Source organism: Paenibacillus sp. Negev47 (assembly GCF_058313655.1).
The window spans coordinates 4,397,707-4,413,767 of sequence record NZ_CM177754.1 but is presented as its reverse complement, the minus strand read 5'-3'; the positions used below and the strand labels follow the sequence as shown (position 1 = coordinate 4,413,767).

The following is a 16,061-nucleotide window of genomic DNA, read 5'->3' as shown; positions in this document are numbered from 1 at the left end:
TGCAAGCCTTTGGGCGGCATTCAGATTGTACAAATAATCGATGAGGTGAGTGTCCATGTCGGCAAGCACGAAACGTCCCAGGTTGAAGCTCAATTTGCTCGGAAGCGATGGTCAGCGCAAGTGCAAGGAGATTATGGAGCGTCCTGTGAAAGTTTTGCAGATCGGAGAAGGTAATTTCTTGCGGGGGTTTGCAGACTGGATGCTTCATGAGAGTGCCAGACAAGGCAAATTCCATGGAAGTGTAGCTGTTACTCAACCACGACCAGGAGGCAAGGCCAAGCTGGAGCAGATTCGCGATCAGGATGGCTTATATACGATGATTACACGTGGACTGTCTCAAGGAAAGCCGGTTGAGCGGACAGAGTTGATCTCCATTTTCTCACAGTGTATCAATCCATACGAAGAATGGGAGGCTTTTCTGAATTTGGCGGAACTGCCTTCACTTGAGTTTGTCATCTCCAATACAACCGAATCAGGATTGAAATATACGTATGCAGACTATATCGAGGGTGAACCCGTACAATCATTTCCGGGGAAATTAACGGTTTTCCTGCATCAGCGATACTTGAAATTTGATGGAGACCCATCCAGAGGTTTAATTCATCTGCCATGTGAGTTGCTCGAAAGCAATGGTGATGTGCTGCGCAGTTGTGTCCTCCGTCACAGTGAAGATTATGGGTATTCGGATGGCTTCCGTTCATGGATTGAGAATCATAATGACTTCCTGAACAATCTGGTAGATCGAATTGTCACAGGTGCGCCGACCCAGGAGGAAGCCGATGCCTTGACGAATCGCTGGGGGTACGAAGATCAATTGATTAATACGGCAGAGCCATATCATTTCTGGGCCATTCAGGGTGATGAATCACTGGACAAAAAGCTGCCACTCAAGCAGGCGGGCCTCAATGTACACTGGGTGAAAGATCTGAAGCCTTTTCAGGTACGCAAGGTTCGGATTCTGAACGGTGCACACACGATGATGTCTTCTCTTGGTATTCTGCAAGGCAAGCAATATGTGAGAGAAACGATGGAAGATCCACATTTTGGCCCATGGATTAGAGAAGCTGTACATCAGGAGATCGTACCTGCTCTGGATATGCCTGATCATCATCTGGAACAGTATGCGGAAGAAGTATTCGAACGTTTTCTTAACCCGTATATTGATCACAAATTGCAGGATATTGCATTAAATACGATTGGGAAATTCAAAGTTCGTGTGTTGCCTACACTTTTGGCCTACGAGCAAAATCAGGGAAGCTGGCCGGAACGTTTAATCCAGGGATTTGCCGGATTATTGTGTCTTTATCGTCCTGTAAATACGCCTGAAGGCTATAAGGGACAACGACTGAATGGGGAAGCTGTACCGTTGCGGGATGACCCGGATGTTCTAGCTGCTTTAGCTACACATTGGGAGGGTTATGACTCACTTCATAGGAATCAGGAGCAACTGAGCAACCGAGTGGCGGCCGTGTTGTCGGATACCCTGATCTGGGGCGAAAATCTGGATGCAAGAGAAGGGCTGCGTGCAGCAGTTGTTCGTGAAATCGGTTTGTTGGAAGGTGAAGGGAAATGAACACAACAAGTACAATCAATGACTGGATTGCCATACAACCACAGGATGATGTCATTATAGCGCTTCGGGATTATGCCAAAGGAGAGCGTATTACATTGCCGGATGGTGTTTCCTTTACACTGCTGGATGACGTGCCAAAAGGGCATAAGATTGCTGTGCACACCCTGGCGCCAGGTGATGATGTGATGAAGTATGGTTTCTCCATCGGTATTGCCAAGGAGCAGATCGAGCAGGGAAGCTGGATTCATAGTCACAATCTGAAGACAGGTCTGCATGGATTGCTTGAATATGAGTACCAACCGACAACTCAGGTTCAGACGGACCTGCCTCCCGAACATCTGCGTTCATTCGATGGATATTTGCGGCCTAACGGTGAGGCAGGCATTCGTAACGAGATCTGGATTGTGAATACGGTCGGGTGTATCAATAAAGTGTGTGAAGCGTTGGCGCGTATGGGGCAGTCACAATTTGGAAGTCGGGTAGATGGTGTATATCACTTTCCGCATCCGTTCGGGTGTTCACAGCTTGGCGATGATCTGAAGTACACACAACAGTTACTGGCTTCCTTGGTGGAGCATCCGAATGCAGGAGGTGTGCTGGTTATCGGTCTGGGCTGTGAGAACAATCAAGTCGATGAGTTCCGTGAATGTATTGCTCCGGAATACCGAGGCAAAGTACGGTTTCTCAAAGCACAGGAAACAGATGATGAGCTTGAGGAAGGGCTTCGACTGATGGAAGAACTTGTGGAGATCGCTGAACATGAACAACGTCAGCCGCTTCCGCTCAGCAAACTCAAAATTGGCTTGAAGTGTGGCGGCTCTGACGGGTTATCCGGCATTACAGCTAATCCGCTGGTTGGTTCCGTTGCGGATATGCTGGTTGCTGCCGGGGGAACGGCCATTCTGACTGAAGTTCCTGAGATGTTTGGTGCAGAGACGATCTTAATGAACCGGGCTGCCAATGAGCAGGTATTTCAAGATTTGGTGGATTTGGTTAATGGCTTCAAGCAATATTTTGTGAACCATGGCCAGAACATTTATGAGAATCCTTCACCTGGGAACAAGGCTGGAGGCATCACGACACTGGAGGAAAAGTCACTTGGATGTACGCAAAAGGGAGGACGTTCTTCGGTAGTCGACGTTCTGCGTTATGGCAAACGTGTGACTCAAACCGGTCTCAATATTGTGGAAGCACCCGGTAATGATCTGGTGTCTGTTACCGCACTATCTGCGGCCGGTGCACATATAGTGCTCTTCACAACAGGGCGGGGAACTCCATTTGGAGGCCCGGTGCCTACCGTTAAGATTGCGACCCAATCCGATCTTGCGAATCGCAAAAAACACTGGATTGACTTCAATGCTGGCCAGTTGTTGGAGGGGCGGACGATGGATGAGGTAAAAGTACAGATGTTCAGCCAGCTGATTGATATTGCTTCAGGACGGTCACACACACTCAGTGAGCAGCATGGATTCCGGGAGATTGCCATATTCAAGGATGGCGTGATTCTCTAAATCCAGTATGGGTGGAGTCGTTATCATCCGGGATGCATCATAACGTGAAACGCAGCTAGTCCCGGTTGCATCTGTGACAACCGGGATTGGCTTTATTTAGATTCCAGGGATGCCAAGTGATCTCGCGATGCTTGATAATGCGACTGGCGAAGCATGTTGCTGCAGTTGGGCAACCAGCAGTTCACGAGCTTCTGCGACGCCGCCTTCAAATGGCTCAATGCCATGACGTTTCATCCACTGACCAGCAGTCTCATATGCAGAGCTGTTCCAAGCGACTTTACCTTCTGCCAGACCTTCTTTTTCTTTGGTTCCACTAATCACAATGGCTGCACAGCCCTGAAGGTCCAGAAGACCGCGGTCAAATGTCTTTTTGTCCTCTTTTGCCCCATAACCGGCCTGTGATCGCAAGGCCCGTCCATCGATGCCTTCCTGTTCTTCAACCAAAGAATAGAGTTTGGATGCTTCTCGTGATAGTAGACCCGCTTCATACTGTTCCTCAATGCTTCTGGAATCGGCAAGTAGTCGGTGTACCCAAGGGAAGTATTCGCGCGAGACGAGAAGCGCTTTCTTTTTGACGAACTTTCCATATGCAGCAATGCCCTCTTCAGCCAGGCGTGAGCGCCATAACCAGGGATCGAGTGCATCATCCTTGTGCCAGTGTTCTTTGGGTGTTAACGATGACAGCGAAGGATATTCGGCAAATAGAGGGGCCAGTGGGAGCAGTCCAATAGACTGGATTCGCTGTACTGCTTCTTCGTACGTTACTACAGGTTCATATGTCATGATATCAGCAGGCTCCTTTTGGTGTGTAGTCAGGCTACGACTTGATTGAATCAAGGTATTTTCGGCTCACTTCCTCGGCATGCAGGCGAATCTCGTTGCGAAGTTTGAGGGGTTCGATGACCTCAGCCTCACGTCCTAATCGGTAAAAGAATCGTACGGCCCACTCCCATTCCCCTGATGGACAAAGGAATGATAATTCCCAGAGATCCGGGGAAATTTCAGTCATCTTTTCACCAATATGCTCGTCCTGTTCGGCTTCAATCATTCCCCGATAACTCAGTTGCACCTTAACCAAGGTGGGCGGCTGTTCTGGAGGTTGCGGCTTGCTCCGCTGTTGCTGTGCCTGTTCGTTTAGCGACTGTGCTTCCTGTGGCTCGATCGCCTTGACATCGATAATTCGGTCGACCCGGAACAGACGTGGTTCACCGTGTTCGATGGAATACGCTTCACAGTACCAGAAGCCTGAGGAAGCATAGACCCGTGTAGGACAGATATGTAACCACCTCTGACGAGATGCGGAGCGATACAGCACAATCAGCCATCCTTGTTCAGGTATGCAGGCTAGCAGCGGGTCGAGGTGATGCAGGATGTAATTGCGGTCTGGGATGTGATGATTCAGTTGTTTGAGCATGGGATCCATTCGGGCCATGATATCATCCGGAATGATGGCTTTAACTTTGTTCATTAGTGTCCAGCGTTTCTCATGAAAGGGCGTATCCGAATAGCGACTCAGGCCCTCAAGAGCAAATATGAGCGTCGCTGCTTCTACCGGGTCCAACTGTAATGGGGGCAATACGTAACCCTCCATAAGTCTGAAGCCGCCCCCCGGCCCGGAAATGGCAATAATGGGTACATTCATCTCGGAGAGGGACTGGATATCCCGGAGAATGGTGCGACGGGAAACTTCAAATTTCTCGCCCAATGAGTGTGCCGTTTCGTGACCATGCTGTAATGCCATAACGATGGCGGCAAGCCGATTTGTTCTGTTCATGTCAGCCACTCCGTTTCGATCTTTGCGCCGCCGGAACGTGATGTCGTAGTATATTTCTATTGTAACAGCCTATAAGTGACATCATGAGTGTCACCAATATTTCAGCTGTATCCTTATTCTGCAATTGATCAGCTGCATGGTTCACACAAGCAAGTTCCGGCGGGCTTCGTTAAAATGTGTTTCTCGTCCAATTCGCTTTGCATACTGATATTTCCTTCTATCAAAAATACGACAGATAATGCCAAAAACCCGTATCCGATGTAGACGGATACGGGAAGTAGCAGCTTTTGGCAGAAAGAAGACGATAAAGGTCTGAAATCTATACCAATGTCCTCAATGAAGACAATAACAAGTATATAAGAAAAGAATATGTGACACTTTGTATCACGGTATATACCGAATAACTTATTTCATTTCGAGCAGTTGCACTCCGCGGGCTTCAATCTCAATACTTCCCGAAAGCTCGCGATCAGTAAGCAGATCATGCGCCTTGGCTGTACCCAGATTATAGGATTGCGTGGAAGCATTATGATTCATGACGAACAGGTAGGGTTTGCCGTCTTTGGTTCGTGCGCTTACTTCAACACCTTCTGGTGTCTCCAGCAGGGACTCTACATTCTTGGCTGCTGCAAGCTGTCCCAGCAAACCATCCAGGAAACGTTCATCCGGGTCGGATGCAACGTACCAGGCTTCACCTTGACCAAAGGTGTTACGTGTCACAACAGGCATGCCTTTATAAAAGTCGTCTCCATACTCCGCGATGACTTCAGCTCCTTCACTGTGCAGCAGGTCACACAGCATGCCGCAGTCATATTCTCCTTGAAGATCGCCGTAGGCTTCTTTGAGGACAATGCGGTTCTTTTGCTCAGGCAGCAGGGCATCAATCTCTTCCACCCAGATTCCGAGCAACTTACGGAGTTCTCCCGGGTAACCACCGATTGTCACGAGATCGTTCTCATTGACAATACCACTGAAGAAGGTCGTCAGGAATGTTCCACCTGCTGCAACATACTTCTCCAGTTTGGCGGCAAATCCTGGTTTAACCATGTAGAGGACAGGTGCAAGAACGATGTCGTATTTGCTAATATCCGTATCTACACTGACGATATCCACCTGGATGTTACGACGGAAGAACGCTGCATAGTATTTATGGATCTGATCTACATAGTTGAGGGCAACCGTAGGTCCGCTTGATTTTTCGATGGCCCACCAGTTATCCCAATCGAACACAATCGCTACTTTGGATTCAACAGTAGCGTCCAGCGTCGTGTCGCCAAGGATCTGCAACTCCTTGCCCAGCTCAGCAACTTCGCGGAATACACGTGTATTCTCGTGACCGGCATGCTCAATAACTGCACCATGATATTTCTCACAGGCACCGATGGAGCGGCGGAGCTGGAAGAACATGATGGTGTCGGCTCCATGTGCAACAGACTGATAACTCCATAGACGCATGACGCCAGGACGTTTCAATGAATTATACGGCTGCCAGTTCTGCTGACTTGGTGTCTGTTCCATAAGCATGAACGGTTGACCATCCTTCAGTCCGCGCATTAGATCATGGGCCATTGCTGTGAAACTGACGGGTGTAGCGAGACCGGGATAGCTGTCCCAGGAGACAATATCCATGTATTTTGCCCATTTGAAATAGTCCAGTTGCTTGAAGAATCCCATCAAATTGGTTGTAACGACGGAGTCCGGAATATGTTTTTTGATCGCATCGTATTCCAGGCGGTAACAATCCAACATGCTGTCGGAGTTGAATCGGGAGTAGTCCAGCGAGATTCCCTGGAATGTTGAATTATTGTTACCCCAGTGTTCGCTCAAGTTGCTTGGTAATACAATCTCATCCCAATCGTAGAAGGTATGTCCCCAGAAATTAGTGTTCCATGCTTTGTTGACCTGTTCCAGAGTCTGGTAGCGCTCTTTCAGATATACGCGGAATGCTTTCTCACAGTTGTCACAGTAACAGTCACCGCCATATTCATTGGAAATATGCCATACGAGAACTGCGGGGTGATCCTTGTATCGTTCGGCCAGTTTATCCGCAATCTTCTCGGAGTATTTACGATAGGTGGGGCTGTTGGGACAGGAATTATGCCGCCCACCAAATTTGCGTTTGCGTCCATCGGCATCTACACGAAGCACATCCGGATATTTCTTCGCCATCCAAGCCGGATGAGCAGCGGTACTCGTTGCAAGGCATATATAGACGCCACTCTCATAAAGACGATGAATCAGCTGGTCGAGTTCTTCAAATTGATAAGTAACTTCATCAGGCTGAATCAATGCCCATGAAAATACGTTGATTGTCGCGATATCAATGCCGGCCAATTGGAACATGCGCAGGTCTTCAAGGTGGGTTTCGTGATCCCACTGTTCCGGGTTATAATCGCCCCCGTAGAACATTTTGGGTAGTTTGCTGCTAATCAATGTGTTCACCTCTTGTATAAGAATAATCCTATATTATATGATACATATGACTTTTAAAATATAATAAAAGTAATGGCCTATATAAGAATATGGAAGTATATTAGGGCTTGTATCGAAGGAGGTATCCCGTGTTTATCTCACCCCGACATCAACGATATTTCATGACATCACGTGATCAGCCGCTGCCCCTTTTTATTGAGAGCCTTGGTTATAACGGCAATCAGGAGAAGGTATCCAGACCTGTAGGGTATCCGTGTTACCACTGGCTTCAGACTGTGAAAGGAGCCGGAGAATTCAAGTTTGCCGGATCTACGGTAGTGCTGGGGGAAGCATCCGGTATTTTGCTGCCACCTAATGAGCCACATGAATATGTGCGGTCCCAAGGGGAGTGGGAGACATTTTACATTACATTTGGGGGTTCACAGTGTCCGGCAATCATGGAGTCGCTTGGATTGGGTGAAGCGGCGTTCCATCAGTGGGAGCAGAGCAGCGCGTTCAACAATTACGGTCAGGAAGTGCTGGATTCGATCAGCAGTGATCAGGATTTGTCAGGACTCGAAGCATCAGCGGATATATACCGATTTCTGATTTTACTCAAAAAACATGGCATGACGGGCAATCGTTCTTCGATCTCACATGCCGTGGAAAGGCTCGCTCCGCTCATTGCATTCATGGAACAGCATTACGCGAATCCCGAGATTGGTCTCCAACATATGGCTGACCTCACGGGGATCTCATCCAGACATCTGAACACCTTGTTTAAACAATCCTTTGGCATGACCGCTTATAGTTATTTCATTCTGCTACGCATTCGCAAAGCCAAGGAAATCATGACCGCAGACTATAGACCCACGATCAGGGAAACAGCAGTCAGGGTAGGGTTTCGAGATGCAAGCCATTTTGTAGCAACCTTTCGCAGGATAGAGGGAGTCACGCCTGAACAATTCCGGAATTTATACTAACCTGTACCTATTTGAACAAAAAGTGATGCCAGGAAGGTATTGATGCGTTAGGGTCATTGCCGTTATGATGGTATCGATTCCTGAGATTCGAAAACGATTAAACGGATCTATGTCCGTTGTACTTAGAGAGGATGATCGAAGATGACAACAACTATACCCTTATGGGATCATGCTGCACCTTATGCAGCCCAGGGCCATGAAGACGAAATGCCGCATTTGATTCCATTTATTCAGCCCGGTTCCGAGAGCGCTGTCATTGTGTGCCCAGGGGGTGGCTATGGATTTTTGGCGGATCATGAAGGTGCTCCAATAGCCGAACTGTTGAATCGTGCGGGAATAAGCGCATTTGTCCTGAAATATCGCGTAGCACCTCATCAGCATCCTGCACCGATTACAGATGGCCAGCGTGCCATACGTTATGTTCGTGCTCATGCCGAGCAGTATGGCATCAATCCTTCCAAGATCGCGGTACTTGGTTTCTCTGCAGGCGGACATCTTACTGCAACACTGGGAACGCTGTACGACGAGGGGCAGCCGGATCATGAGGATCTAATTGAACGCCAAAGTTCACGCCCGGACCGGGTTATTTTGTGTTATCCGGTCATTACGATGGAGTCTTATGGACATGCCGGTTCCCGTGAAAATTTGCTTGGATCAAATGCGTCTGCCGAGCAGATCAAGGCATTCAGTGCGGAACAACAGGTGAGAGCGGATGCTCCAGAAGCATTCATCTGGCATACCAGCGATGACCAGGCAGTACCTGTGGAGAATAGCTTGCGTTACGCACTTGCATTGGGCGAGCATGGGATTCCCTATGACTTGCACGTTTTTGAGAAAGGTTCACATGGTCTGGGATTGGCTGAGGATAACCACGCGATTCGGGTATGGTCGGATCTTTGTCTCACATGGCTCAAGAATCAAGGCTGGTAATTTTTCTGGCTGGTATCAAGTGAACGGTCCTAACCAATCGAGTAATCCGTATATTAGCGCTTTGAAGCGAAGGAGAAAATAACGATGAAATTGCAAAAAAACGACAAGCTTTTGTTTATCGGAGATTCGATTACGGATTGTGGTCGGGAACATCCTATAGGTGAAGGCAGTTCAGGTCTGGGCCATGGTTATGTTGCACAAGTCTATGCACTATTACGGTCTATCTATCCGGAATTGATGTTGCGTATCCAAAATGTGGGTAATGGTGGAAATACGATCCGTGATCTGAAACAGCGCTGGGATCGTGATGTGCTGGACCTTAAACCGGATTGGCTGACGATCATGATCGGTATTAACGATGTATGGCGTCAGTTTGATAACCCGTTGTCAACAGACTCGCATGTGTTTCTTGAAGAATATGAATCCACTTTGCGTGAACTGGTGTCTTCGGTTCGCCCCAATCTGAAGGGGCTGGTACTGATGTCCCCCTATTATCTTGAGGCCAACCCGGAAGACCCTATGCGAGCAACAATGGATATATACGGAGAAGCAGTTCGCAGGGTCGCGAGTGAGTATGATGCAGTGTATGTGGATACACAGGCTGCATTTGCTCCATTTTGGGATCATTTCTATACGTCTGTGCTGACTTATGATCGTGTACATCCGGATGCAACAGGGCATATGGTACTGTCCAAAGCATTTCTGGATGCCATCGGGTTCGAATGGTCAGGCGGCGTCAAATCTTAAAAAGGACGTGATGGCATGAGCAACGTAACCGTAGCAGTACACATCCCGGCATTGCTGGGGGAAGGCCCGAGCTGGGATGCGGAGAACAATCGATTATTGTGGGTGGATATTGAAAGTTTCAAGGTGCATGTGTATGATCCGGCTACAGGGCAGGATCAAGCTTATGATGTCGGTGAACATGTCGGCGCTGTTGTTCCATATCGTGGTGACGAAGTTCTGGTTGCTTTACGCAGTGGATTCCATACATATCACCTGCTCACGGGTGAGCTGCATGCCATTGAGGACCCTGAACAAGATAAGGATACCAATCGTTTTAATGATGGCAAATGTGATGCACAAGGCCGCTTCTGGGCAGGCACGATGAGCTTGAATAATGAAAGCAAAGCCGGATCTCTGTACTGTTTGGAGCAAGGGCAACCCGTTCGCACAATGGTACAAGGTGTATCCACATCCAACGGCTTGGGCTGGAGTCCGGATCGGCAGATCATGTATTACATTGATACCCCGACTCGTTCCATTGACCGGTTTGATTTTGATCTCGCAGCAGGTACGATACAGAATCGGACAAGCGTCATCAACATACCGGAGGAATTCGGTTTTCCGGATGGGATGACAGTTGATGGTGAGGGTATGCTGTGGGTTGCCCATTGGGGCGGAGGAAGAGTCACTCGCTGGAACCCGGATACATCAGAACTGTTGCAACAGATCGAGGTGCCGGCAGATCAGGTCACATCCTGCTGTTTTGGTGGACCGGAGCTCGAAGATTTGTACATTACAACAGCACGTACTGGCATTAAGGAAGAACGTCTGAAGGAGACACCGGAGGCTGGCTCGCTTTTTGTCATCAGACCTGGGGTTAAAGGCCAGGAGACTCACGCTTATGGTAGCCTGAAGTAACATATGAAAGTCGAAAGATGCTGTTCTGACAGCATCTTTTTTTGTTGTGTAAAAAAAGATCAAACACTGAAAATATTTTACAAAAATCAGAATTTCGACAGAGGGGTTTGGAGATTGCCATCGAATGTTATTTATTGAAAGTATTTTCCAGATAACCGCGAAATAAGAACAATTATGTAAGCGCTTAACAACATGACTGAAAGGGGGTGATGCTTCTTGTATAAATGGATGCATTGATTCGTCTGGCACGCCATCATCAGCATGATGAGACAGCGGGGATAGACCAAAATGCAGTAACGAAGTTAAAGAGGAGGATAAGTTGATATGAGAACGTTTATGGGGAAATTGCGAATGATGAGCCTGACGGTTGCTGTGGTAACGGCTTCGCTGGGAGGATTTGCTGGGACTACAGCAGCGGCACCGAGTGAAGCCTATGAGTGGAAAAATGTGGTGACTGGTGCAGGAGGCGGGTTTGTACCGGGCATTATTTTCAACGAGTCGGAAAAGGATCTGATCTATGCCCGTACGGATATTGGGGGAGCTTATCGCTGGAATGCGACTGACGAGAGCTGGATACCGTTAACGGATTTTGTCGGCTGGGATGACTGGAACAAAAACGGTGTGGACGCACTGGCTACGGACCCGGTTGATCCCGATCGGGTGTATATGGCAGTTGGGACGTATACGAATTCGTGGGACAAAAATAATGGCTCCATCTTGCGCTCTACGGACCGGGGAGATACATGGCAGACGACAACACTCCCGTTCAAAGTTGGCGGCAATATGCCAGGGCGTTCAATGGGAGAGCGTCTGACTGTGGACCCGAATGATAACAGCATCCTGTATTTTGGTGCGCGAAGCGGTCATGGGCTTTGGAAAAGTACCGATTATGGTGTGACATGGAACGAAGTCACAAGCTTCCCGAATCCGGGGAACTATGTGCAAGACCCTTCGAATGAATACACAAGTGACATCGTAGGTCTGGCATGGATTACGTTTGACAAAACAACAGGTTCTGCAGGGCAGGCAACCCAGACGATCTATGTGGGTGTTGCTGATAAAGCGCAAAGCGTATATCGCAGTACGAATGGTGGCTTGACTTGGTCAGCTGTCGCTGGACAACCTACAGGTTATATTCCACATCATGGTGTGCTGGATGCTGATGGCAGTCTTTATATTACCTACAGCGATGGTGTAGGTCCTTACGATGGGGAGAAAGGCGATGTGTGGAAGCTGAACACCTCAACAGGTGTCTGGACCAATATCAGCCCGATTCCAAGCAGCAGCACGGATAATTATTTTGGATATGGCGGGTTGGCAGTCGATGCACAGAATCCCGGTACTTTGATGGTTGCTACATTGAATTCATGGTGGCCGGATGCTACTTTGTTTCGCAGCACTGATGGTGGAGCGAATTGGACGCGCATATGGGAATTTGACGGATACCCGAACCGAAAATTACGTTATACACAGGATATTTCGGCAGCGCCATGGCTCACCTTTGGTATCACTCCTGCCCCACCCGAACCATCTCCAAAACTGGGCTGGATGATCGGTGACCTGGAGATTGATCCGTTTGATTCGGATCGCATGATGTATGGAACGGGTGCTACGATCTATGGAACGAAAAACCTGACGGACTGGGATGACGATAAAAAAATCAATATTTCAGTGATGGCGAAGGGTGTTGAGGAGATTGCCGTACTGGATCTAATCAGCCCACCAAGTGGTGCACATTTGTTAAGCGGGGTGGGGGATGTCTCCGGATTCCGTCATAACAATCTGGATCAGGCCCCATCTACCATATTTACGAGCCCGAACTATTCTTCCACAGAAAGTCTGGATTTTGCCGAGTTAAGTCCGAATACGATGGTTCGTGTAGGTAAAGCGGATTATGCTGCTGATCCAAATGCGAAATCCATAGGTTTGTCCAGTGATGGAGGTACAACGTGGTATAAAGCCAATGCAGAGCCTGCCGGCACAACAGGAGGCGGCACTGTAGCCATCTCTGCGAATGGCAATCGACTGGTGTGGAGCACGTCAGACAAGGGTGTACATTATTCAACGGGTGGCAATTCCTGGACAGCAAGTACGGGGATACCTGCACAGGCGAAAGTGATATCCGATCGCGTTAATCCTAACAAATTTTATGGATTTTCGGCAGCAAAGGTCTATGTGAGTGTAAATGGTGGTGCTTCCTTCACGGCATCGCCTGCGACCGGACTTCCGATTGAAGGAAATGCAGATCTGGATGCCGTTCCGGGGGTTGAAGGAGAACTTTGGTTTGCAGGCGGTAGTGAGGAAGAAGGCCCTTACGGATTGTGGCATTCCACGGATTCGGGAGCGACATTCACGAAGCTTGCCAATGTAGAGGAAGCAGACAGTATCGGATTTGGTAAAGCTGCTCCTGGACAGAGCGTTGTCGCGTTATACACGGTTGCACAGATCGATGGAACACGTGGATTTTTCCGTTCCGATGACGGCGGAGCCAATTGGGTACGGATCAACGATGATCAGCATCAGTATGCTCGTGTAACAACGATTACGGGTGATCCGCGTCTGTATGGAAGAGTATATCTTGGAACGAATGGTCGCGGAATTCTGTATGCTGATCGTGTGGGAGGTAACAATGGCGGAGGGGATGGCGGGGGTACAACCCCAGTGACCAACTCGGTGATTACACCGGTATCAGCCGAATATGATCGTAAAGCTGGTAATCAGGCTGATATTCCGGTCACGTTAACACTGAACGGGAATACACTTGTATCCATTCGTAACGGGAATACAACGCTGGTTTCAGGTACAGATTACACGTTGACAGGTAATGAGGTTGTATTGAGCAAAAACTATCTGGATTCACTGCCAAATGACGCCGTAGCACTAACTTTTCAATTTAGCGCTGGTAATGCTGCGACCTTGAATCTGCTCATCAAAGATACGACAGCTGCACCTGCTGGAACGATACGCATTGAGATGTTTAATGGCAGCACTTCAGCGACGGGCAGTTCCATTAATCCCAAATTCAAACTGACAAATACGGGGACTACAGCACTAAATCTGTCCGATGTGAAAATCAGATACTATTACACCATGAATGGCGATCAGCCTCAGAACTTCTTCTCTGACTGGGCGACTGCCGGAAGTGATAATGTAACAGGCACATTCAGTGCACTCAATCCGGTTCGGACGGGTGCTGACCACGTGCTTGAGATCGGATTCAAATCTTCCGCTGGAACATTGAGTGCAGGGCAAAGTACAGAGATCCAGACTCGTTTCTCCAAGAACAACTGGACCAACTATACGCAAACGGATGACTACTCTTTTGCAGGTAGCCAGACTTCCTATGCGGAATGGTCCAAAGTGACTGGGTATATAGCGGGAAGTCTTCAATGGGGAATCGAACCTTAGGTCCTCCGATCAAACACAATAAATGAATGAAAAAGGGAGTTCTGAGTCGCCAAACGATTAAAGGCGATTCAGGGCTTCTTATTTTGTCGAATTATAGTGTAAACTATAGAGAGTTACCATTGCTTATACGATCGTTTTAGGATATAAAAAGATGTACAATTATTTTTTAAAATTAATGTAACCGCTAACACTGGAAAGCGTTTATAACCGATCTATAATATATGGTATAACCTGTACAGATATAGAGGAAAGATTAGACAAGGGGGTCGCGATCATGAACCGGTTGTGCAAGGTGCTGATTGTTGACGATGAGTTTCTGGTAAGACAGGGCATAAAGCACCATATGAACTGGGAAGCCGAAGGATTTATCATTGTGGGTGAAGCATCTAACGGTGAAGAAGGATTACAGCAGGTGGACCTGTTAAAACCGGATATTGTGATTACCGACATTGTCATGCCTGTTATGGATGGCGAGACTTTTGTCCGCACACTAAAAGCCAGTAATCCACAGATTGAAGTGATTGTACTTAGCAGCTTCAGTGAATTTGAGTATGTACGTTCGACGCTTCAGCACGGGGCAGCAGATTACATCCTAAAACCCAAGCTGGATACGAATGAATTATTGCAGGTCCTTCAACGCACAGCAGGTAAAATTCCGGAGTTACAGTTTGAGCCCTCGCACGATGGCTGGAGACTCGGACAACTGATGGAGAAGATGCTGTCAGGATTTATTGTGGACGAAGATAGCGATATGCCGATGATTCGAGACACCTTTCCGCATGAATCCTTTCGTTTGCTTGTGTACAAACCCATGAATGCTGAGGGGAATCCACTGAAGCTGGATCAGGAACAGCTCGAAAACAGGCTCCGCAGTGATCTGCCTGAAGTGGAATGTGCAACGGTTCCGGCAGAGGGCGCACTTCCCATCATGCTTCTTAATGTCGATCCTGCGAGAGATGAATGGATGGTTGAACGCATTAGACAGCTGGCTAATGAAAATGCAGCAGGACAGGGCAACCCTGGTTGGGTCCTTAGTGACAGCTTTACTTCATTTGAAAAGATGGGAATCGTATACCGTGAACGCTTGATCAAGCTAATGGAATATCGCTTCTATTATAAGGAACGACCAATTCTGGTGTATGGTGAACTTCCGCCGATGCATCCGGCAGGTTACCAGTTCAATGTGAACATGTTTTTGCAGCACGTGAAGCGTAACCGGGTCGAAGCGGCAAGAGAGTATTTGCAGGACCATGCGACAACACTTGGACGCGATTATATTGCCGATGTATTTGAGATCAAATCTTTTCTTGGTAACCTGATCTTCAATGTAACGATTACCCTCGCGGATATGGATGTTCAGTCTGCCGGGCTTGAAGAGAGCAAATATACGTATTTTAAAAATGTGGATGGGGCTTCAAGTCTGAGTGAAGTCATGGCTGTGCTTGATCAATTCATGACGGAAGTTCAGGAATGCACCGTTGGTACAGGTGGAAAACGAAGTGATCCGAATATGAAGATGCTGCTGGATTACATGCATGAGCACTTTGACCAGCCACTCGGGCTTGCTGAAGTAGCCAAGCACTTTCATTTTAATCCATCGTACTTATCCAGCTATTTCTCATCTCACAAAAAAGAAGGATTCAATGAATACTTGAATAAAATTCGGATTGAAAAAGCCGAGGAATTGCTTCGGTCCGATGATGTAACGATCTCGGAGATCAGCAGCATGGTAGGTTATTCCGATCATAGTTACTTTTGCAAAGTGTTCAAAAAATTCACCGGACTATCACCAAGCCGATACCGGCGCAAATTCTGGGCATAAAGTC

General features: G+C 47.9%; 11 protein-coding genes. 8 read left to right on the top strand and 3 right to left on the bottom strand.

The features are described 5' to 3' along the window. Nucleotides 1-55 precede the first annotated feature (55 nt). Both AC4G47_RS19755 and AC4G47_RS19750 read left to right on the top strand, forming a co-directional pair. Entirely contained in the window at nt 56-1,573 is a 1,518-nt protein-coding gene (locus AC4G47_RS19755; RefSeq protein ID WP_491102294.1) for a tagaturonate reductase, read from the top strand. Continuing rightward, nucleotides 1,570-3,084 (top strand): UxaA family hydrolase, encoded by a 1,515-nt coding sequence (locus tag AC4G47_RS19750; protein WP_458126331.1) that lies wholly within the window; start codon nt 1,570-1,572, stop codon nt 3,082-3,084. Before AC4G47_RS19755 ends, AC4G47_RS19750 begins: the two co-directional genes overlap by 4 nt. Before the next feature lie 96 nt (nt 3,085-3,180). On the opposite strand, the gene AC4G47_RS19745 is transcribed toward AC4G47_RS19750, so the two are convergent. The 3 genes from AC4G47_RS19745 to AC4G47_RS19735 all read right to left on the bottom strand — a co-directional run bounded on the left by AC4G47_RS19745 (nt 3,181) and on the right by AC4G47_RS19735 (nt 7,291). Next, nucleotides 3,181-3,867, bottom strand: coding sequence for an AlkZ-related protein (locus AC4G47_RS19745; RefSeq protein WP_458126332.1), 687 nt, complete (start codon nt 3,865-3,867; stop codon nt 3,181-3,183). A gap of 34 nt (nt 3,868-3,901) precedes the next feature. Further along, nucleotides 3,902-4,858: a helix-turn-helix transcriptional regulator gene (locus tag AC4G47_RS19740; protein ID WP_458126333.1), complete on the bottom strand. Its 957-nt coding sequence runs from the start codon at nt 4,856-4,858 to the stop codon at nt 3,902-3,904. A 405-nt stretch (nt 4,859-5,263) separates the two neighbouring features. Next, nucleotides 5,264-7,291 carry a beta-galactosidase gene (locus AC4G47_RS19735; RefSeq protein WP_491102293.1) on the bottom strand — a complete coding sequence of 676 codons (2,028 nt, stop codon included), beginning with the start codon at nt 7,289-7,291 and terminating at the stop codon, nt 5,264-5,266. Between the two features lie 128 nt (nt 7,292-7,419). Here AC4G47_RS19735 and AC4G47_RS19730 point away from each other — a divergent pair, with 128 nt between their 5' ends. The 6 genes from AC4G47_RS19730 (at nt 7,420) to AC4G47_RS19705 (ending at nt 16,057) form a co-directional block, all read left to right on the top strand. Beyond that, nucleotides 7,420-8,253, top strand: a complete 834-nt coding sequence (locus AC4G47_RS19730) for an AraC family ligand binding domain-containing protein (protein WP_491102292.1) — start codon at nt 7,420-7,422, stop codon at nt 8,251-8,253. A gap of 141 nt (nt 8,254-8,394) precedes the next feature. Beyond that, complete coding sequence (locus tag AC4G47_RS19725) at nt 8,395-9,183, top strand: alpha/beta hydrolase (protein ID WP_145319057.1); 789 nt, start codon at nt 8,395-8,397, stop codon at nt 9,181-9,183. 84 nt (nt 9,184-9,267) lie between these two features. After that, the gene (locus AC4G47_RS19720; protein WP_491102291.1) at nt 9,268-9,930 is read left to right on the top strand and encodes an SGNH/GDSL hydrolase family protein; all 663 of its coding nucleotides are present in this window, start codon (nt 9,268-9,270) and stop codon (nt 9,928-9,930) included. 15 nt (nt 9,931-9,945) lie between these two features. Then, complete coding sequence (locus AC4G47_RS19715) at nt 9,946-10,827, top strand: SMP-30/gluconolactonase/LRE family protein (protein ID WP_458126337.1); 882 nt, start codon at nt 9,946-9,948, stop codon at nt 10,825-10,827. A gap of 324 nt (nt 10,828-11,151) precedes the next feature. Beyond that, nucleotides 11,152-14,235 carry a cellulose binding domain-containing protein gene (locus AC4G47_RS19710; RefSeq protein WP_491102290.1) on the top strand — a complete coding sequence of 1,028 codons (3,084 nt, stop codon included), beginning with the start codon at nt 11,152-11,154 and terminating at the stop codon, nt 14,233-14,235. A 274-nt stretch (nt 14,236-14,509) separates the two neighbouring features. Then, nucleotides 14,510-16,057, top strand: a complete 1,548-nt coding sequence (locus tag AC4G47_RS19705) for a response regulator transcription factor (RefSeq protein WP_491102289.1) — start codon at nt 14,510-14,512, stop codon at nt 16,055-16,057. The last annotated feature ends 4 nt before the right edge of the window (nt 16,058-16,061 follow it).